17 protein-coding genes and 1 tRNA gene are annotated in these 16,998 nt (G+C 68.6%); 8 read left to right on the plus strand and 10 right to left on the minus strand.

What is annotated here, in order from left to right:
- Positions 1–64: 64 nt before the first annotated feature.
- Positions 65–994: a bifunctional DNA-formamidopyrimidine glycosylase/DNA-(apurinic or apyrimidinic site) lyase gene (mutM, locus tag AC3WXD_RS21905; RefSeq protein WP_492324698.1), complete on the minus strand. Its 930-nt coding sequence runs from the start codon at positions 992–994 to the stop codon at positions 65–67.
- 149 nt (positions 995–1,143) lie between these two features.
- On the opposite strand from mutM, the gene AC3WXD_RS21910 reads away from it, so the two are divergent.
- The 7 genes from AC3WXD_RS21910 (at position 1,144) to pth (ending at position 7,250) form a co-directional block, all read left to right on the plus strand.
- The gene (locus AC3WXD_RS21910) at positions 1,144–3,030 is read left to right on the plus strand and encodes a tetratricopeptide repeat protein (RefSeq protein ID WP_020202661.1); all 1,887 of its coding nucleotides are present in this window, start codon (positions 1,144–1,146) and stop codon (positions 3,028–3,030) included.
- Positions 3,031–3,155: 125 nt separating this feature from the next.
- Complete coding sequence (gene lolB, locus AC3WXD_RS21915; protein ID WP_454730858.1) at positions 3,156–3,752, plus strand: lipoprotein insertase outer membrane protein LolB; 597 nt, start codon at positions 3,156–3,158, stop codon at positions 3,750–3,752.
- The gene (ispE, locus tag AC3WXD_RS21920; RefSeq protein ID WP_492324699.1) at positions 3,749–4,627 is read left to right on the plus strand and encodes a 4-(cytidine 5'-diphospho)-2-C-methyl-D-erythritol kinase; all 879 of its coding nucleotides are present in this window, start codon (positions 3,749–3,751) and stop codon (positions 4,625–4,627) included. The genes lolB and ispE overlap by 4 nt, the downstream gene beginning before the upstream one ends.
- Before the next feature lie 58 nt (positions 4,628–4,685).
- Positions 4,686–4,762, plus strand: a tRNA-Gln gene (locus AC3WXD_RS21925).
- A gap of 85 nt (positions 4,763–4,847) precedes the next feature.
- A complete protein-coding gene (locus AC3WXD_RS21930) occupies positions 4,848–5,801 on the plus strand; it encodes a ribose-phosphate pyrophosphokinase (protein WP_020202658.1) in 954 nt (317 codons plus the stop codon).
- A gap of 103 nt (positions 5,802–5,904) precedes the next feature.
- Entirely contained in the window at positions 5,905–6,510 is a 606-nt protein-coding gene (locus AC3WXD_RS21935; RefSeq protein ID WP_020202657.1) for a 50S ribosomal protein L25/general stress protein Ctc, read from the plus strand.
- A gap of 146 nt (positions 6,511–6,656) precedes the next feature.
- A complete protein-coding gene (pth, locus tag AC3WXD_RS21940) occupies positions 6,657–7,250 on the plus strand; it encodes an aminoacyl-tRNA hydrolase (protein WP_020202656.1) in 594 nt (197 codons plus the stop codon).
- 125 nt (positions 7,251–7,375) lie between these two features.
- On the opposite strand, the gene AC3WXD_RS21945 is transcribed toward pth, so the two are convergent.
- From AC3WXD_RS21945 to AC3WXD_RS21965, 5 genes are all read right to left on the minus strand, one after another.
- On the minus strand, positions 7,376–7,636 hold the full coding sequence (locus AC3WXD_RS21945; protein WP_020202655.1) for a YfhL family 4Fe-4S dicluster ferredoxin: 261 nt from the start codon (positions 7,634–7,636) through the stop codon (positions 7,376–7,378).
- Positions 7,637–7,705: 69 nt separating this feature from the next.
- Positions 7,706–8,191, minus strand: coding sequence for a pantetheine-phosphate adenylyltransferase (gene coaD, locus AC3WXD_RS21950; RefSeq protein ID WP_020202654.1), 486 nt, complete (start codon positions 8,189–8,191; stop codon positions 7,706–7,708).
- 236 nt (positions 8,192–8,427) lie between these two features.
- Positions 8,428–9,057 carry a 16S rRNA (guanine(966)-N(2))-methyltransferase RsmD gene (gene rsmD / locus AC3WXD_RS21955; RefSeq protein ID WP_197090298.1) on the minus strand — a complete coding sequence of 210 codons (630 nt, stop codon included), beginning with the start codon at positions 9,055–9,057 and terminating at the stop codon, positions 8,428–8,430.
- A 124-nt stretch (positions 9,058–9,181) separates the two neighbouring features.
- Positions 9,182–10,555, minus strand: a complete 1,374-nt coding sequence (locus AC3WXD_RS21960) for a M16 family metallopeptidase (protein ID WP_020202652.1) — start codon at positions 10,553–10,555, stop codon at positions 9,182–9,184.
- A gap of 19 nt (positions 10,556–10,574) precedes the next feature.
- Positions 10,575–12,110, minus strand: a complete 1,536-nt coding sequence (locus AC3WXD_RS21965) for a M16 family metallopeptidase (RefSeq protein WP_059410402.1) — start codon at positions 12,108–12,110, stop codon at positions 10,575–10,577.
- A 60-nt stretch (positions 12,111–12,170) separates the two neighbouring features.
- Between AC3WXD_RS21965 and ftsY the strand changes: the two genes are divergently transcribed.
- Positions 12,171–13,340 (plus strand): signal recognition particle-docking protein FtsY, encoded by a 1,170-nt coding sequence (gene ftsY / locus AC3WXD_RS21970; protein ID WP_492324700.1) that lies wholly within the window; start codon positions 12,171–12,173, stop codon positions 13,338–13,340.
- A 416-nt stretch (positions 13,341–13,756) separates the two neighbouring features.
- Here the strand turns inward: ftsY and AC3WXD_RS21975 are convergent, their stop codons facing one another.
- From AC3WXD_RS21975 to trbF, 4 genes are read right to left on the minus strand one after another with little or no spacing between them, the layout of a single operon-like run.
- Positions 13,757–14,002, minus strand: a complete 246-nt coding sequence (locus AC3WXD_RS21975; RefSeq protein ID WP_019043472.1) for a DUF2274 domain-containing protein — start codon at positions 14,000–14,002, stop codon at positions 13,757–13,759.
- Positions 13,999–15,276, minus strand: coding sequence for a TraB/TrbI/VirB10 family type IV secretion system protein (locus AC3WXD_RS21980; RefSeq protein WP_019043471.1), 1,278 nt, complete (start codon positions 15,274–15,276; stop codon positions 13,999–14,001). Before AC3WXD_RS21980 ends, AC3WXD_RS21975 begins: the two co-directional genes overlap by 4 nt.
- A 2-nt stretch (positions 15,277–15,278) precedes the next feature.
- Positions 15,279–16,283: a P-type conjugative transfer protein TrbG gene (gene trbG / locus AC3WXD_RS21985; RefSeq protein WP_023083099.1), complete on the minus strand. Its 1,005-nt coding sequence runs from the start codon at positions 16,281–16,283 to the stop codon at positions 15,279–15,281.
- Positions 16,280–16,984: a conjugal transfer protein TrbF gene (trbF, locus tag AC3WXD_RS21990; protein ID WP_019043469.1), complete on the minus strand. Its 705-nt coding sequence runs from the start codon at positions 16,982–16,984 to the stop codon at positions 16,280–16,282. The genes trbG and trbF overlap by 4 nt, the downstream gene beginning before the upstream one ends.
- Positions 16,985–16,998: the final 14 nt, after the last annotated feature.

Here is a 16,998-nt window from a genome sequence, read left to right on the forward strand (position 1 = left end):
CGGCCCATCGGGTACGCGCGGCACCAGCCGCAAGACGCCCGCGAAGCACTTCGTCGGGCGCCGCTCAACGCTGGCAGGTCGGGCAATAGAAGGTGGAGCGCTGGCCCTGCACGATCTGCCGGATGGTCGTGCCGCACACCCGGCACGGATGGCCGGCGCGGTCGTACACCGCGCAGTCGAGCTGGAAGTAGCCGCTGCTGCCGTCGCTGCCGACGAAATCGCGCAGGGTGCTGCCGCCGCGCTCGATGGCGCGCGCCAGCGTGTCGCGCACGGCCGCGGCCAGCCGCTCGCAGCGCGCCAGCGACAGCCGCCCGGCCGGCGTGGTCGGGCGGATGCCGGCGGCGAACAAACTCTCGGAGGCGTAGATGTTGCCCACGCCGACCACGATGTTGCCGGCCAGCAGCACGGTCTTGATGGCCGCGCTGCGGCCGCGCCCGTGGTGGTGCAGCCAGGCGCCGTCGAAGCGCGCGTCGAAAGGCTCGATGCCGAGCCCGCGCAGCAGCGGATGGGTCTCGAGCTCGGCCTCCGCCAGCGCGCTCCACAGCACCGCGCCGAAGCGGCGCGGATCGCGAAAGCGCAGCACGAGCGGCGCCGCGGCGCCATCTCCGTCCGCCCCGGCCAGGACCAGGTCGAGGTGGTCGTGCGCGCCCGGCGGCGGCGCCTGCGGCAGCACCCGCAGCGTGCCGGTCATGCCGAGGTGGATCAGCAGCCAGCCGCGCTCGCCGCCGGGCGGCGACCCAGGCGCCGGACCCGCCACGGCGGCCGGGCCCGGCGCCCCATCATCGTGCGGGGCCGCCCGCACGCACTCCAGCAGCAGGTACTTGCCGCGCCGCTCGATGCGCGCGACCACGCGCCCGGCCAGTTGCGCCTCCAGCCCGGTTTCCACCGGCCAGCGCAGGCCGCGATGGCGCACTACGACCTCGGCGATACGCCGGCCGACCACGTGCGGCAGCAAGCCGCGCCGGGTCACTTCGACCTCCGGCAACTCAGGCATCGAACCTCTCCCTTCCAAGCCACTCAAACCGCCAGAAGCCCCATGCCGGCTGGCGCCACGCGGACAAGCAAGGCATTGTAACGGCAGGCTACAATGCCCTTAACTATCCCATCGCATCTGCGCTTTTGCGTGCTGGAGCACCCACCCACATGTCGGACCGTCTGGACCGTACCTCGATGACCCCCGCTGACTCCATCCTTGCCCGGCCGGCCCGGCGGCCCCTGCGTCACAGGCTGGCGGCCATCGCCGCGGCCGCGCTGGCGGTCTGCGCCCTGGCTCCGCTCGCCGGCCATGCCGCCGACGCCCGTCCGCTCACGCTCGCCGCGGAAGCCGCGCCGGCGCCGGCCCGCTCCAACCCGCTGCCGCCCAAGATGCCGCTGCCGGCGGTGCCGCTGACCGGCGACATCCTGTACCGCGTGCTGGCCGCGGAGATTTCCGTGCAGCGCGGCGTGATCGGCCCGGCCTACCAGACCTACCTGGAACTGGCCCGCAACACGCGCGACCCGCGCTTCGCCCAGCGCGCCACCGAGATCGCGTTCAACGCGCGCAGCGCCCCGCAGGCGCTGGAGGCCGCGCGCCTGTGGACCGAGCTTGCGCCCACTTCAGCGGGCGCGCGCCAGGTGCTGTCCACCCTGCTGGTGCTGAGCGCCCGCTGGGACGAGGCCGAGCCGCTGCTCGCGCTGCAGCTCAATGGCGTGCCGCCGGGCCACCGGCCGGACGCGATCCTGCAGATGCAGCAGCAGCTCTCGCGCACCAGCGACCCGGCCGGCGCCGCCGCCCTGCTGCGGCGCCTGGTGGCCAACGACATGGGCTCGGCCGAGACCCACCTCGCGCTGGCCCGCGCCAGGGAAGCCGCCAACGACATCCCCGGCGCGCTGACCGAGCTCGACCAGACGCTGCGCATGCGGCCCGACTACGAGGCGGCCGCGCTGATGGCCGCCGAGCTGCGCGCGGACGGCGCGCCCGACCAGGCCATCGCCGGACTGAAAGCCTTCGTCGACAAGGCGCCGGTCTCGATCAACGGCCACATCACGCTGGCCCGCCTGTACCTGCAGCAGAACGACCTGCAGGCCGCGCGCGCCGAGTTCGAGACCCTGCGCAAGATCGCGCCGAAGGACCCGCGCGTGCCGCTCGCGCTCGGCCTGACCAGTCTGCAGTCCAAGCGCTACGACGAGGCCGAGCAGTACCTGAAGGAATACCTGCAGCTGGCCGGCCAGGTGCCGACCGCCAGCCCGGACATCGCCTACCAGTACCTGGCGCAGATCGCCGAGGAAAAGAAGGACTACCCGGCCGCGGTGGCCTGGCTCGACCGCATCGACGACAGCCGCCTGGCGCCAGCCGCCGCGGTGAAGCGCGCGCAGCTGCTGGGCCGCATGGGCAAGCTCGACGATGCCCAGGCCGTCTTCAACGACATGCTGGCCGACAGCGAGGACATCGCCGAGCCGGACCAGCGCGCCCAGCGCATGACCGCGATACGCCAGGCCGAGGTCGGCATGCTGCTCGACGCCAAGGCCTACGGCCGCGCCCGCAAGGTGCTGGAAGAGCGGACCACGGCCGAGCCCGACAACTCCGACTGGGTCTACGAGCTGGCCATGCTCGACGAGCGCGAGAAGCGCTACGACAGCATGGAGACGCTGCTGCGCCGGGTGATCGCCATGCAGCCCGAGCAGAAGCAGGGCTACAACGCGCTCGGCTACTCGCTGGCCGACCGCAACGTGCGCCTGCCCGAGGCGCTGCAGCTGCTCGAGAAGGCTTCGGCGCTGGGCCCGGACGATCCCTACATCATGGACAGCCTGGCCTGGGTCAAATTCCGCCTGGGCCAGCTCCAGCCGGCCGCCGAACTGCTGCGCAACGCCTACGCCCGGGCGCCCGAGGCCGAGATCGGCGCCCACCTGGGCGAGGTCCTCTGGCAGCTCGGCCAGCAGGACGAGGCGCGCAAGACCTGGACCGAAGCCGCCAAGATCGAGCCGGACAACGTGATCCTGATCGACACCCTGCGCCGCTACAACGTGCCGCTGTCGGCGCTGTCCAAGTAGGCCCACGCCTGCCTTCGCCGACGTTCGCCTCTGTTCGCCGCGTCCGATGATCCACCCGCTTCCTTCCGGCCCGCGCCGGGAGGAAGGCCCGCCGCCCGCGCCGCCGGCGCGGGCGCCAGACACCCATGCCCATATCCCGACGCCTAGCCCTGCTGTGCCTGACCGCGCCCCTCTGGCTCGCGGCCTGCGCCAGCATCACGCCCACCCGCCAGTTCGACACCGGCGAGGCCGCGCAGGCGCGCGACCTCAAGGGCCGCTTTGCCGCCAGCTACGTGCGCTACGGCCGCGACGAAGGCGTGCAGGGCAGCTTCCAGTGGCATGAGCAGGGCCGCAACGTGCGGCTCGACCTGATCTCGCCGCTGGGCCAGACCCTGGCCGTGGTGACTTCCACGCCGTCCGGCGCCACGCTCGACCTGCCCAACCAGCCGCCGCGCAACGCGCCCGAGGTGGACACGCTGCTGGAGGAAGCCCTCGGCTTCTCGCTGCCGGTGGCCGGCATGCGCGACTGGCTGTACGGCCGGCCCGCGCCGGGCACGCCCGCGCGCGCCACGCGCGACGACAGCGGGCGCCTGGCCACGCTGGCGCAGAACGGCTGGACCGTGCGCTACGTCGCGTGGCAGGATGCGGCCGCACAGCAGCCGCGCCGCATCGACCTCGCGCGCGACGGCGACAGCAACCCCTTGTCGGTCCGCCTCGTGATCGACCCGGAACAGGCCCAATGAACACTGCCCGCACCCTGCCCCCGCCCGAACTGCGCGGCTGCCCCGCGCCCGCCAAGCTCAATCTCTTCCTGCACGTGACCGGGCGCCGCTCCGACGGCTACCACACGCTGCAGACCGTGTTCCAGCTGGTGGACTGGAGCGACACGCTGGACTTCCGCCGCCGCGACGACGGCCGCATCGAGCGCGTCACCGAGGTGCCCGGCGTGCCGGCCGACTCGGACCTGATCGTGCGCGCGGCGCGCGCGCTGCAGCAGGCCGGCGGCACCGCGTTCGGCGCCGACATCGCCATCGACAAGCGGCTGCCGATGGGCGGCGGCATCGGCGGCGGCTCGTCCGACGCGGCCACCACGCTGATGGCGCTCAACCACCTGTGGGGCCTGGGCCTGCCGCGCGAGGAACTCAAGCGCATCGGCCTGACGCTCGGCGCCGACGTGCCGTTCTTCCTGCACGGCGAGAATGCCTTCGCGCAGGGCATCGGCGAGGAACTGGCCACGGTCGAGCTGCCCGAGAGCTGGTTCGTGATCGTCCATCCGCGCCAGCACGTCCCGACCCCGGAAATTTTTTCGGACGGGCGCTTGACAAGGGATACGCCGATCTCTATAGTTGCGGTCTTCGCTGCTTGCACAAACAAATTCGCTTTCGGTCGCAACGATCTGGAAACGATAGCAACGGCGAAGTTCGGCGAAGTTGCCCGAGCCCTTGAATGGTTGAGACAATACAGTCCCCATGCAAGGATGACCGGATCCGGCGCCTGCGTGTTTGCACGGTTTGATGACGAGCAGACGGCGCAGCAGGTACTGGAACGGTTGCCACCCGGATGGGATGGCAAGTGTGCGAGGAGTTTGTCCCGCCACCCGCTCGCAGCGCTCGCTTGATAGTTTTTCGTTCGGCGTCACGCTGGCTGTATGTGACGATGGACGGACCCGGTTGTGTAGGGGAGTCGCCAAGTTGGTCAAGGCACCGGATTTTGATTCCGGCATTCGAAGGTTCGAATCCTTCTTCCCCTGCCATTACATTCCTCGCAGATCCGCAGAATACGTCACCGGCACTAGCCGGTGACGGTCGTCCCCCCCAGCAGCAAGACAGGTGCACCGAATGAGCAGCGAAGGCTTGATGGTTTTTACCGGCAACGCCAACCCCAAACTCGCGGAGGCTGTCGTGCAGCACCTCGGCATTCCCCTTGGGAAGGCACAGGTGGGCCGGTTCTCCGACGGCGAAGTCCAAGTCGAAATCCAGGAAAACGTTCGCGGCAAGCACGTCATCGTGCTGCAGTCCACCTGCGCGCCGACCAACGACAACCTGATGGAACTGATGGTGATGGTCGACGCGCTCAAGCGCGCCTCGGCACGCAGCATCACCGCCGCCATGCCTTACTTCGGCTATGCCCGCCAGGATCGCCGCCCGCGCTCGGCGCGCGTCGCGATCTCGGCCAAGGTGGTGGCCAACATGCTGGAAGTCGCCGGCGTCGACCGCATCCTGACGATGGACCTGCACGCCGACCAGATCCAGGGCTTCTTCGACATCCCCGTCGACAACATCTACGCCTCGCCGGTCCTGCTGGGCGACCTGCGCGAGAAGAACTACGGCGACCTGCTGGTGGTCTCGCCCGACGTCGGCGGCGTGGTGCGCGCCCGTGCGCTGGCCAAGCAGCTCAACTGCGACCTGGCCATCATCGACAAGCGCCGCCCCAAGGCCAACGTGGCCGAGGTGATGAACATCATCGGTGAAGTCGACGGCCGCAACTGCGTGATCATGGACGACATGATCGACACCGGCGGCACGCTGTGCAAGGCGGCCCAGGTGCTCAAGGAGCGCGGCGCGCAGAAGGTCTTCGCCTATTGCACCCATCCGGTGCTGTCGGGCGGTGCCGCTGCCCGCATCGCGGATTCCGAGCTGGACGAAGTGGTGGTGTGCGACACCATCCCGCTGCGCGACGACGCCATCCAGTCCGGCAAGATCCGCCAGCTGTCGACCGCGCCGCTGCTGGCCGAAACCTTTACCCGGATCGTCAAGGGCGACTCGATCATGTCGCTGTTTGCCGATTCCTGATAGAATTCAAGGCTTTACTGTGGCAGGCAGGGGCGAATAGCCCTTTCCTGCCGGTTCATCGGGCTGTCTGGTCGCGGACAGCCCTCTTACATTTGGAGTCATCATGAAAGTCGTAGCTTTCGAGCGTAGCGTACAGGGAACGGGTGCGAGCCGCCGCCTGCGCAACGCCGGCAAGACCCCGGGCATCATCTATGGCGGCGCTGCCGAACCCAAGATGATCGAACTCGATCACAACGCGCTGTTCCACGCGCTGAAGAAGGAAGCGTTCCACTCGTCGATCCTCGACCTCGAAGTGGAAGGCAAGGCCGAGAAGGCCCTGCTGCGCGCGTTCCAGATGCACCCGTTCAAGCCGCTGGTGCTGCACGTCGACTTCCAGCGCGTGTCGGCCTCGGACAAGATCCACGTGAAGGTGCCGCTGCACTTCGTCAACCAGGAAAACGCCCCGGGCGTGAAGCTGGGCCACGGCATCGTCAACCACATCCTGAACGAACTGGAAGTGTCGTGCCTGCCGGCCGACCTGCCCGAGTTCATCGAGGTGGACCTGGGCGCGGGCGAGCTGGGCCAGACCCTGCACCTGTCGGACGTGAAGCTGCCGAAGGGCGTGAGCGCCATCACCCACGGTGACGAAAACCCCGCCGTCGCCAGCATCTCGCTGCCGGCCGGTGGCGTCGCGGAAGCTGCCGAAGGCGGCGAAACGCCCGCTGCCTGAGTTGCCTGAGCGCGGCCCGCGGGCCGCGCTCCAGCAATGGCAAGAAAGAGCCGCCGGCGTGTCCGGCGGTTTTTTTTCGCGTGCCGGTCCCCATGCCGTTTCGCGTATGCTTGGCCTCTGGCCGCCCTCACCCACGTAGTGCACGCATGATCAAACTCATCGTCGGCCTCGGCAATCCCGGGGCGGAATACGAAGCCACCCGCCACAACGCCGGCTTCTGGCTGGTCGACCAGCTTGCCCGCATGGGCGGCGCCACGCTGCGCGTGGAAGGCCGCTTCCACGGGCTGGCCGCGCGCGCGCGCCTGTGGGACCAGGACATCTGGCTGCTCAAGCCGTCCACCTTCATGAACCGCTCGGGGCTGTCGGTGGTGTCGCTGGCGCGCTTCTACAAGATCCTGCCCGACGAGATCCTGGTCGCCCACGACGAGATGGACCTGCCGCCGGGCGCGGTCAAGCTCAAGCGCGGCGGCGGCGCCGGCGGCCACAACGGCCTCAAGGACATCGCCGCGCACCTGACCACGCAGGACTACTGGCGGCTGCGCCTGGGCGTGGGCCATCCGCGCAACGCGCCGGGCGGCGCGGGCGGGCGCGAGGACGTGATCAATTATGTGCTCAAGCCGCCGCGCCGCGAGGAGCAGCAGGCCATCGACGAGGCCATCGACCGCAGCATCGCGCCGCTGTCGCTGCTGGCCAGGGGCGAGAGCGAGCGCGCCATGCTGGAGCTGCACACGGGCCGCTGAGCGCCGCGCCGGCATCACGCGCGCGGGATGCCCAACAAGCACCCAACAAGCACCCAACAAAAAACCCCGCCACCTTCCGGTGCCGGGGTTTTTTGCCGCCGAACAGGCTGCCTGGCCGTGTGGCTTCAGGCGGCGCGCTTGGCCGCCGTCAGCAGGCGGTAGCGCCCCATCAGCGTCTCGCGCGACTCGACCCTGGCCGGATCGTGCGGGATGCAAGCCACGGGGCAGACCTGCTGGCATTGCGGTTCATCGAAGTGTCCGACGCATTCCGTGCATTTGTTGGGGTCGATCTCGTAGATCTCGGGCCCCATCGAAATGGCTTCGTTCGGGCACTCCGGCTCACAAACGTCGCAATTGATGCAGTCGTCGGTGATCATCAGTGCCATCGTGTTTCCTTTCAGCCGGACATGGGCCGCGCCCGGCCGGCCGCGGTCCGCATGTCGCAAGCCCCCATTCTATTCCGCTTTGCCGATTTTCTCTTTCAGCCAGCGCTCGACCGAGGGGAATACGAACTTGCTGACGTCGCCGCCGAGCACCGCGATCTCGCGCACGAAGGTGCCGGAGATGAACTGGTACTGGTCCGACGGCGTCAGGAACATGGTTTCCACGTCGGGCAGCAGGTAGCGGTTCATGCCCGCCATCTGGAACTCGTACTCGAAGTCGGACACGGCGCGCAGGCCGCGCACGATCACGCGGGCGTTGTTCTTGCGGACGAAATCCTTGAGCAGGCCGGAGAAGCCTTCCACGCGCACGTTGGGATAGTGGCCCAGCACCTCGCGGGCGATACCGATGCGCTCTTCCAGCGAAAAGAACGGGCGCTTGTTGGGACTATGCGCCACACCGACCACGAGCTCATCGAAGATGTTGGACGCTCTGCGCACCAGATCCTCGTGGCCCCGGGTCATTGGATCGAACGTGCCGGGGTAGACCGCGACGACCATGCTTCCTCCTTGTTCTGCCCGTTGCCGGTCCTGGATGGACCGCTTGGCCCCGCCCGCTATGGTGAGGGCTGGGAGCCGAGGCTGCGTGACGAGCGTTGGCGACAGCGGCGTAGTGTAACGCTAAAAGCAGCACTTGCAAGCCGCCCGATGACGGTTTCGCGGCAGTGCGGCATCCAGCGTGCGATGGCCGGCCACGGCGCCCCGCCGGGCGGATCGGGCCGATCGCGCCGGGCGGATCAGGTGGTCCGGTGCTGCAGCAGATGGAAGTGCACCGCGCCCGCGCGCGCATGCCGCACGATCTCCAGCGCGGCCGGCACCGGCGCGTCGGGGCCGTTCAGCGCACGGTCGGTCTCCACGTAGACCGCGCCGCCCGGGCGCGACAGCCTGGCCGCGTGCTCGAGCGCGGGCCGCAGCCAGTCCTGCGCGAACGGCGGATCGAGGAAGACCACGTCGAAGCTCGACGCCGGCATCTGCGCCGCGGTTGCGAATGCGTCACCCTGCACGATGCGGATCTGCTGCGCGTCGAGCCGGTACTGGTTGTCGCGCAACTGTTTGGCCACGCGCGGATTGGCCTCCACCATCGTCACCTGCACCGCCCCGCGCGAGGCGGCCTCGAAGCCGAGCGCGCCGGAGCCGGCGAACAGGTCCAGGCACGCCAGGCCGGACATGTCCTGGCCGAGCCAGTTGAACAGGGTTTCCCGCACGCGGTCGGGCGTGGGGCGCAGGCCTTCGGCGTCGAGCACGGGCAGCGGCGTGCGCTTCCACTTGCCGCCGATGATGCGGACCTGCGCGGGCGAGCGCCGCGCGGCAGGCGCCGGGGACGGCCCGCCGGCGGCGGGCGAAGGAGATCGGGTACGCGAATTCATGCCGTGATTGTAGAGCCTGCGAACGCGCCCGTGCTCCGCGCCCGGCGCGCCCGTCTTGCTCCGCCTGTTCCGCTTGCCCCGCCGGTTCCGCCGATTCTGGCCAGGATCTTTCCGAAACGACGTCTTATTCCGGTCCGCCCACGATCACGGTGGCCATCGCATCCGGATGCACGTGGCGCTGGAAGGCGTCCTTCACCTGCGCCCGCGTCACCTTGCCGATCTGCGCGGTCCAGGTGTCCAGGTAGTCCAGCGGCAGGCCGTACCAGCCGATGTTGGCCACGTTGGTCAGCAGCTTGCGGTTGCTGTCGATGCGCAGCGGGAAGCCGTTGACGAGGTTGTCCCTGGCCGCCTTGAGCTCGGCCTCGGTCGGGCCCTCGGCCACGTATTGCGCCAGCACCTTGCGCACCAGCGCCAGCGCCTCGTTGGTCTGCTCCTTCTTGGTCTGCAGGCCGATGCCGAACGGGCCCGCCTGCTTGGCCGGCGCGAAATAGCTGTCCACGCCGTAGGTCAGGCCGCGCTTCTCGCGCACCTCGTTGGTCAGGCGCGAGCTGAAGCCGCCGCCGCCGAGCACGTAGTTGCCCACCAGCAGCGGGAAGTAGTCGGGATCGCCGCGCGCGATGGCGGGCTGGCCGATCGCCACCGTGGCCTGCTGCGCCGGATGCGGCACGCGCTGCTCGCTGGCCGGGATGGCGAGCTGCACCGGCGGCATGGCCGGCGGCGCGGCGCCGGCCGGCAGGCCGCGCGTGAGCGCCTCGGCGATGGACTCGGCCTGCTTGCGGTCGATCGCGCCGATCAGCGTCACCACGGCGCGCGAGGCGGCGAAGTTGTCGTGCCAGAAGCGCTGCAGGTCGGCCCGCGTGATGGACTCGACCGAGGCCACGGTGGCGGACACGCCATACGGATGCGCGGGATAGATCGCGCGCGACACCATCTTGTCGGCGATCACGCCGGGCTTGGAGTCGGCTTCGCGGATGGCGGTGATCAGGCGCTGCTTCTCGCGCGCGACCACGGCATCCGGGTAGGCCGGCGCCTTGACCAGTTGCGCGGCGAGCGCGAGCGACTGGCTCAGCTCGGGCTCGCTGGTGAGCGTGCGCAGGCCGATGCCGCCGCGGTCGCTGCTGGCCGCGCCGCCGAAGTCCGCGCCGGTGTCGGCGAAGGCGTCGGCGACCTGGGCTTCGTCGCGCGCGGGCTGGCCGTCCTGCGCGCCGGCGCCCTTGTCGAGCAGGGCCGACGCCAGCGTGGCCAGCCCCGCCTTGCCGGGCGGGTCATAGCGGCTGCCGGCGTCGAAATCCATATTGACGTCCAGCATGGGAATGGACGGGCTGCGCACGAAATAGACGCGCGCGCCGGTGGAGGTGGTCCACTGCTCGATCGGGATGGCGGCCTGCGCGGCCTGCGGGGCCAGCAGCGAGGCGGCCGCGAGCAGCGCGCCGCCGGCCACGCCCGCGAGGCGGCGCAGCAGGCGTGGCGACGGGATCGTCGGGGCAAAGAGAGGCATCTTCGGTCCTCTTGGTGACTCAGCGCAGCGAGCCGGGATCGACCGGCGCCTGCTGCTTCTTGTTGGGATCGATCGGCTGGGGCAGCAACGTCGCCACAGTGAGGTTGTCGTCGCTGAAATACCTGGCGGCCACGGCCTGCACCTGCGCCGGCGTGACGTCCTTGATGCGCTCCAGCATGCGGTCGAGCTTGCGCCACGAAATGCCGGCCATCTCCGCCACGCCGATCTCCATGCCTTGCCCGAACACGGAGTCGCGCTTGTAGATCTGCGAGGCCACGACCTGCGCCTTGACGCGCTTGAGCTCCTCGGGCGAGACGCCGTCGCGCGCGATGCGGGCGACCTCGTCGCGCAGCGCGCGCTCGATCTCCTCGGCGGTGTGGCCGGCGGCCGGGGTGCCGTCGAGCACCATGATCGATTCCGCGCGGTTGATGCTGTCGTAGCCGACGTTGACGTCGTCCGCCAGGCGCCGCTCGCGCACCAGGTCGCGCGTCAGGCGCGCGTTGTCGTAGCCGTTGAGCACGGCGGCCAGGACCTCGAGCGCGTAGGGGTCGACGTCCTTGTCGACGTCGTGCAGGCGCGGCACCTTGTAGGCCAGCACCACGTAGGGATTCTCGGCCGGCGCCTTGACCCAGATCCGCTTGATGCCCTTCTGCTCGGCTTCGAGCTGGGTCTTGCGCAGCGGCAGCGGGCGCGGCTTGAGCTTGCCGTAGGTGCGCTCGGCCAGGGTCTTCACCTCGGCGGCGGTGACGTCGCCGGTGACGATCAGCAGCGCGTTGTTGGGCACGTACCATTCGCGGTACCACGCCTGCACGTCTTCCACGCGCATGTTGACGAGGTCGTCCATCCAGCCGATCACCGGGTGGCGGTACGGCGCGGCGGTAAACACCGTGGCCAGCAACTGCTCGTAGACCGTGCCGCGCGCGGAGTCGTCGGTGCGCAGGCGGCGCTCTTCCATCACCACCTTCATCTCGCGCTCGAACTCGTCCTTGCGGATGATGAGGTTGGCCATGCGGTCGGCCTCCAGCTCCATCATGCGCGGCAGATACTGCTTGCCGATCTGCTGGTAATAGAGCGTGAAGTCGCGGTTGGTCATGGCGTTCTCGCGCCCGCCCAGCTCGGCGATCTGCCTGGAGAACTCGCCGATGCCCACCTTGGGCGTGCCCTTGAACATCATGTGCTCGAGCATGTGCGCCACGCCGGTGGTGCCGCTGACCTCGTCCATGCCGCCGACCCGGTACCAGATCTGGTGGGCCACGGTGGGCGCGCGGTGGTCTTCCTTGACGATCACGCGCATACCGTTGGACAGCGTGAACTCGGTAGTGGTAGCCTCGGCAGCCGCGCTCTGCGAGGAGGCGGTGGCCCGGCCGGTGGGCAGGGGCGGCGCCACCACGCCGGTCTGCGCGTGAACCGCGCCGAACCAGGGCAGGACGCCTAGCAGCAGGGTGGGAAGAAGGCGCCGCGCACGAGCGGCGGCGCGTGAAGCCCGGAAAGCGCCGGCGAGCGGCGATGCGGCACGGGCGGCGCCCGGCCTGGACCTGACAGCACAATGGTTCATGCAACCCCGTCTGCTAGAATTTTGGCGATTGATTCTACCGGGGTATTGACCCCTTTCCCAATGTTTAGTTTCTGGAAGAAGCGCAAGGCCGAACCGGCCAGTGCGCCACCCGAGGTGCCGGCCCCGGCGCCCGCGGCCGCGCCTGCACCCGTTCCGTCGCCGGCCGCCGCACCAGCGGCGCTTCCCGCCGCCGGGCCCGCCCAGGTTCCGGCCCCCCGGCCCGTCCCCATTTCCGCTCCCGCTCCCGCGCCGGTCGCGCAGCAGCCGGTGCCCCAGCCGGCCGCCGCCGAGGAAATGGTCCTGACCCCGCCGCCGGCCGCCACGCCGGAAGCGCGGCGCGGCTGGATGCAGCGCCTGCGCTCGGGCCTGTCCAAGACCAGCCGCAACCTCGGCACCCTGTTCGTCGGCGTCAAGGTCGACGAAGCCCTGTTCGAGGAGCTGGAAACCGCGCTGCTGATGGCCGACGCGGGCGTGGAAGCCACCGAATACCTGCTCGGCGAGCTGCGCCGCCGGGTCAAGAGCGAGCGCATCGAAACCTCCGAGGGCGTCAAGGCCGCGCTGCGCGAGCTGCTCACCAACCTGCTGCGCCCGCTCGAAAAGACGATGGCGCTGGGCCGCGAGCAGCCGATGGTGATGATGATCGCGGGCGTCAACGGCGCCGGCAAGACCACCAGCATCGGCAAGCTGTGCAAGCATTTCCAGAGCTACGGCCAGTCCGTGCTGCTGGCCGCCGGCGACACCTTCCGCGCCGCCGCGCGCGAGCAGTTGACGATCTGGGGCGAGCGCAACAACGTCACCGTGGTCTCGCAGGAAAGCGGCGACCCGGCCGCGGTGATCTTCGACGCGGTCAACGCCGCGCGTGCGCGGCGCATCGACATCGTGATGGCCGACACCGCCGGGCGCCTGCCGACGCAGCTGCACCTGATGGAAGAGCTCAAGAAGGTCAAGCGCGTCATCGCCAAGGCCATGCCGAGCGCGCCCCACGAAGCGCTGCTGGTGATCGACGCCAACACCGGCCAGAACGCGCTGGCCCAGGTCAAGGCCTTCGACGACGCGCTCGGGCTGACCGGGCTGATCGTGACCAAGCTCGACGGCACCGCCAAGGGCGGCATCCTCGCCGCGATCGCGCGCCAGCGCCCGGTGCCGGTCTATTTCATCGGCGTGGGCGAGAAGGTGGAAGACCTGCAGCCGTTCCGGGCCGACGAGTTCGCCGAGGCTTTGCTGGGCTGAACGGCGAGCGGCAAGGAAACCTGCCAACGATTGCGGGGGCCGCATTGCCGACGGTTTGCTCCCCTCTCCCATGAAATGGGAGAGGGGAGACCACAAGCGGCAGGCCAGTTGCCTCGGCAATAAAAAATGGCCAGCGTCAAGCCTTTCGTGCAAAACACGGGAGGCTTGAAACCATATATGGGGCAATAGGTTAGCTCTGTTTTATGCCGCTTGCAGGGGATGCGGTGTTGTGGACTGGGGGCCACATAAGAGCCTGTAGAAAGCAAGCCGAGTCGCGTTGTAGCGATGGAGATTGCCAAGAACTGGCAGGCCTGCTCGGTCACTTTAGCCCATTCCCTCGCAGCCTATCCAGAACGAAGAACGCGCAGCGTTGGGCTGCGCGTTCGAGTGATGGTCAATCTGGTTCCGGTGCACCTTCAGCTTGGGTTCGGCGGCAAGGACTTGTTGGCGTTTCCTTTCCTGAATCCCCGATCCCCCGCCATGAACGCCTCCAGCATGTGCGGGATCAGCGTCGAGGCATCGACCGCCTCGCCATACGCCTGCGCATGCAGCGCGGCGTAGCGGTCGAGATCGGCTTTCAAGCTGGCCGAGCAAGCGAAGGTCAGCTTGACGCTTTCGGTCTTGGGCAGCGGCCCCAGCCGCAGTTTCCTGGTCGAGCTCATCGCGAAGTCCCCTTGTTGAAGAACAGCGGCTGATAGGGCCGCAGCACCAGATCGCGGTTCACGATGATGCGCACTGGCAAGCCGGGACGGCTGGTCAGCGTGGGTTGGATGTTGAGGTTGCGCCGGGTCACTTCCTGGCCGACTTGGTTCACCGTGTCCTGCAGGCTGTCGCGCCCGGCGATGATGACGCGATCACCGTCCTGGCGGTTCTCGGGTGCGGCCAGTTCGGCACCGACGCCCAGCAGCGTCGTCAGCACGGCACCGGCAAAAATCCGATCCCAATGCCAGTCCACGTCGTCTTCCAGACCGGCATAGCCCGCCGGGTCGGTGCCGATCAGGTTGTCGAGCGTGAGCGAAGACGTGTCCGGCAGGATGATGCGGTTCCACACCACCTGCACGCGGCTCTGGCCGTAGCTGACCTGGCTGTTGTACTTGCCCAGGATGCGCGAACCCTGCGGGATCAGCAGGAACTTGCCTGTGGCCGTGTCGTAGATCGGCTCCGTCACCGTGGCGATCACGTCGCCCGGCAGGTCTGACTTGATGCCCGTCACCAGCGCACCTGCGATCACCGTTCCTGCCATGACTTGGTACGGCGATGCGGGCATTTGCAGGTTGCCGGAGTTACGGGTTTCCCTAGAGCCGCCTGTCAGGAACGCCTCTTTCTGGTCTTGCCGGTTCTGCACGGCAGTCGGATCAGCAGGCTGGGCCGCCGTCGAGGCTGGGCCAGCGGCCAGCGGATCGAAAGCGGCATTGGCAGCGAAGCCTGCCGCGGCAGCGACCTGCGACTGCGCCACGGGCGCAGCCTGCGGGGAACCCGTGCGGAAGAACACCGATGAAGCTGCCGCTGCTTCTTCTTCCTTGCGTAGCGCATCGTTGGGGTCGTAGCCGGGCGCGGCATAGGTGGCGGCAACTGGCTGCTGCGAATTGACGATGGCTGGCCCTAAATCGCCCGGCAGCGGTGGCCCGAGCTCCGGCACGTCGGGCGGCAGCGCTGGCAGCTTGGAATAGTCCGTCGGCAGCGCATCCAGCCCTTCCGACTTGGACACGCGATCCACGTTGTACAGCTCGGTAGACTCGCTCGCGCTGCGTTGCTGCGGTTGCAGCGACCAGATCAGTGCGCCCATCAGGCCGACCGACAGCCCGCCGGAGAGGATGGCCAGCGTGCGCCGGTTCAGGCGCGTGACCGGGCGCGGTTGGGCGCGCAGCGCCACCGCCTCGGGTGCCACCTTGTCCGCCTGCGGCGCGTCAAGGTCGGGGGTATCGTCCTGGCTCATGCTCAGTTCCTCCCAGCAATGCCATCCGTGCGCTCGATGCGCACCACGTCGCCCTTGTCGGCCCCTAGGCGCAGTTCGGCCGCACCGAACAGCCGATCCACGATGTAGTACGGCGAGCGGAAGCGGTAGTTCACCAGTTGCCCATGGCCCTGCGCGCCGATGACAAACAGCGGCGGCAGCTCGCCCTGGGCGATGCCTGCAGGAAACTGGATATAGACCTTCTCGCCATCGTCGAAGGCGCGCAGCGGCTTCCACGGTGGATTGCTGCCGCTGATTGCATAGCGAAACCGGATGTTCTCCAGCGACAAGCCTGCATCGACCGGCGCGGCAGCGTTGGCGGCTTGGGCCTGGCGCTGCAAGGCCAGCATTCGATCCTTGGGATAGTCCCAGGACACGGACGCCATCCATGCCTTGTCGGTCGAAGTCAGTTCCAGCAGGTACGTCCTGCGGCTGGTGGTGATGACCAGATTGGTCTTCAACCCGGAACGGATAGGCTTGACCAGCACATTGACGCGCAGATCGGCCCCGCTGCCGCTGGAGGTGTCGCCCACGATCCAGCGCACGGTATCGCCCGCAGCGACCGTCACCAGTTCCTCGCCGGGCTGGAGCGCGATCACGGTCACGCGGCCCACGGACGCATAGACCTGATACAGCGCGCCGTCAGTGAAGGGCCAGACCTGGATCGCATTGACGTAGCCCTCACGGGTCGGCGCAATGCGCGCCTCGGCATTGGCACGCGAAACGCGCACCTTCTCGTCGGCAGGCTCCGGTGAAGCCGGGGTCGCATCAACGTCCGGCAGCGGTTTCAACTGTCCGGGCAATGCCAACGGTTCGGGCACTGCCACCACTTCGATGGGCGTGGGCGGCTCGGGCAATGGCTGAGCCTGCACCGGCTCATCGAGCGAGATCACCGGCGGCGGCTTGCCCTGCGTGGCGCAGCCCGCAAACAGGACAGTCGATGCCAGCAGGATCACCGGCAATGCGGTTTTACGGAAACGTGCATTCATGGTTTGGCTCCTTCAGAAGAATCCAGTTCACGGCTCCACGACAAGCCATTGACGTAGATGCCCAGCGGGTTGCGGCGCAGGCGTTCTTCGGTGCGCGGGGTCTGCTGCACGATGGACACCACCGCCGTCCATCGCTCCAGCCCGGTCGCCGCGCCATTGACGTAGCGGCGCTCTGTCCAGCGCACGTTGAACGACGCCTCGCTGGCGCGAACCACACTGGTGATCTGCACCGTCACCGATTCCTTGCCGATGCGGGCAAACGGGTCATTCACCCGCGCATAGTCGTTGAGCACCGCCGCGCCACGATCGGTGGTGTAGTCGTAAGCATCGAGCCAGTTCTGGCGCACGACGATGGGGTCAATGGACAGCGAGCGCACCAGCGTCACGAAGCGCGCGATGTGGTGTGCCGTCTGCGCATCGGTGGGCCGATACGGCGTGGCCGCTTCGCCCACGGTGCGCACCTGGCCGGACTGATCGACCTCGATGACATAGGGCGTGACGATGGATTGGGCCGAGCGCCACACCAGGCCGCCGGCCATCAGCAATGCGAGCACCAGGCAGCCGAAGGCCATCAGCCGCCAGTTCTTGGCCTGCACGCGGGCCGAGCCGATGCGCTCGTCCCACACCTGGGCAGCGGCTTGATACGGAGTGGCAGGCTGCGGCGTATCGGCATAGCGCACCTGCGGTCGTTTGAATCGCATGGAGTTCTCCTTGA

The sequence above is a fragment of the Cupriavidus sp. FW216-B1 genome (assembly GCF_058789195.1).

Excerpts from the sequence above, each read along its gene's own strand:
- mutM (WP_492324698.1), bottom strand. The coding sequence starts at position 994 with ATGCCTGAGTTGCCGGAGGTCGAAGTGACCCGGCGCGGCTTGCTGCCG.
- AC3WXD_RS21910 (WP_020202661.1), top strand. The coding sequence starts at position 1,144 with ATGTCGGACCGTCTGGACCGTACCTCGATGACCCCCGCTGACTCCATC.
- lolB (WP_454730858.1), top strand. The coding sequence starts at position 3,156 with ATGCCCATATCCCGACGCCTAGCCCTGCTGTGCCTGACCGCGCCCCTC.
- ispE (WP_492324699.1), top strand. The coding sequence starts at position 3,749 with ATGAACACTGCCCGCACCCTGCCCCCGCCCGAACTGCGCGGCTGCCCC.
- AC3WXD_RS21930 (WP_020202658.1), top strand. The coding sequence starts at position 4,848 with ATGAGCAGCGAAGGCTTGATGGTTTTTACCGGCAACGCCAACCCCAAA.
- AC3WXD_RS21935 (WP_020202657.1), top strand. The coding sequence starts at position 5,905 with ATGAAAGTCGTAGCTTTCGAGCGTAGCGTACAGGGAACGGGTGCGAGC.
- pth (WP_020202656.1), top strand. The coding sequence starts at position 6,657 with ATGATCAAACTCATCGTCGGCCTCGGCAATCCCGGGGCGGAATACGAA.
- AC3WXD_RS21945 (WP_020202655.1), bottom strand. The coding sequence starts at position 7,636 with ATGGCACTGATGATCACCGACGACTGCATCAATTGCGACGTTTGTGAG.
- coaD (WP_020202654.1), bottom strand. The coding sequence starts at position 8,191 with ATGGTCGTCGCGGTCTACCCCGGCACGTTCGATCCAATGACCCGGGGC.
- rsmD (WP_197090298.1), bottom strand. The coding sequence starts at position 9,057 with ATGAATTCGCGTACCCGATCTCCTTCGCCCGCCGCCGGCGGGCCGTCC.
- AC3WXD_RS21960 (WP_020202652.1), bottom strand. The coding sequence starts at position 10,555 with ATGCCTCTCTTTGCCCCGACGATCCCGTCGCCACGCCTGCTGCGCCGC.
- AC3WXD_RS21965 (WP_059410402.1), bottom strand. The coding sequence starts at position 12,110 with ATGAACCATTGTGCTGTCAGGTCCAGGCCGGGCGCCGCCCGTGCCGCA.
- ftsY (WP_492324700.1), top strand. The coding sequence starts at position 12,171 with ATGTTTAGTTTCTGGAAGAAGCGCAAGGCCGAACCGGCCAGTGCGCCA.
- AC3WXD_RS21975 (WP_019043472.1), bottom strand. The coding sequence starts at position 14,002 with ATGAGCTCGACCAGGAAACTGCGGCTGGGGCCGCTGCCCAAGACCGAA.
- AC3WXD_RS21980 (WP_019043471.1), bottom strand. The coding sequence starts at position 15,276 with ATGAGCCAGGACGATACCCCCGACCTTGACGCGCCGCAGGCGGACAAG.
- trbG (WP_023083099.1), bottom strand. The coding sequence starts at position 16,283 with ATGAATGCACGTTTCCGTAAAACCGCATTGCCGGTGATCCTGCTGGCA.
- trbF (WP_019043469.1), bottom strand. The coding sequence starts at position 16,984 with ATGCGATTCAAACGACCGCAGGTGCGCTATGCCGATACGCCGCAGCCT.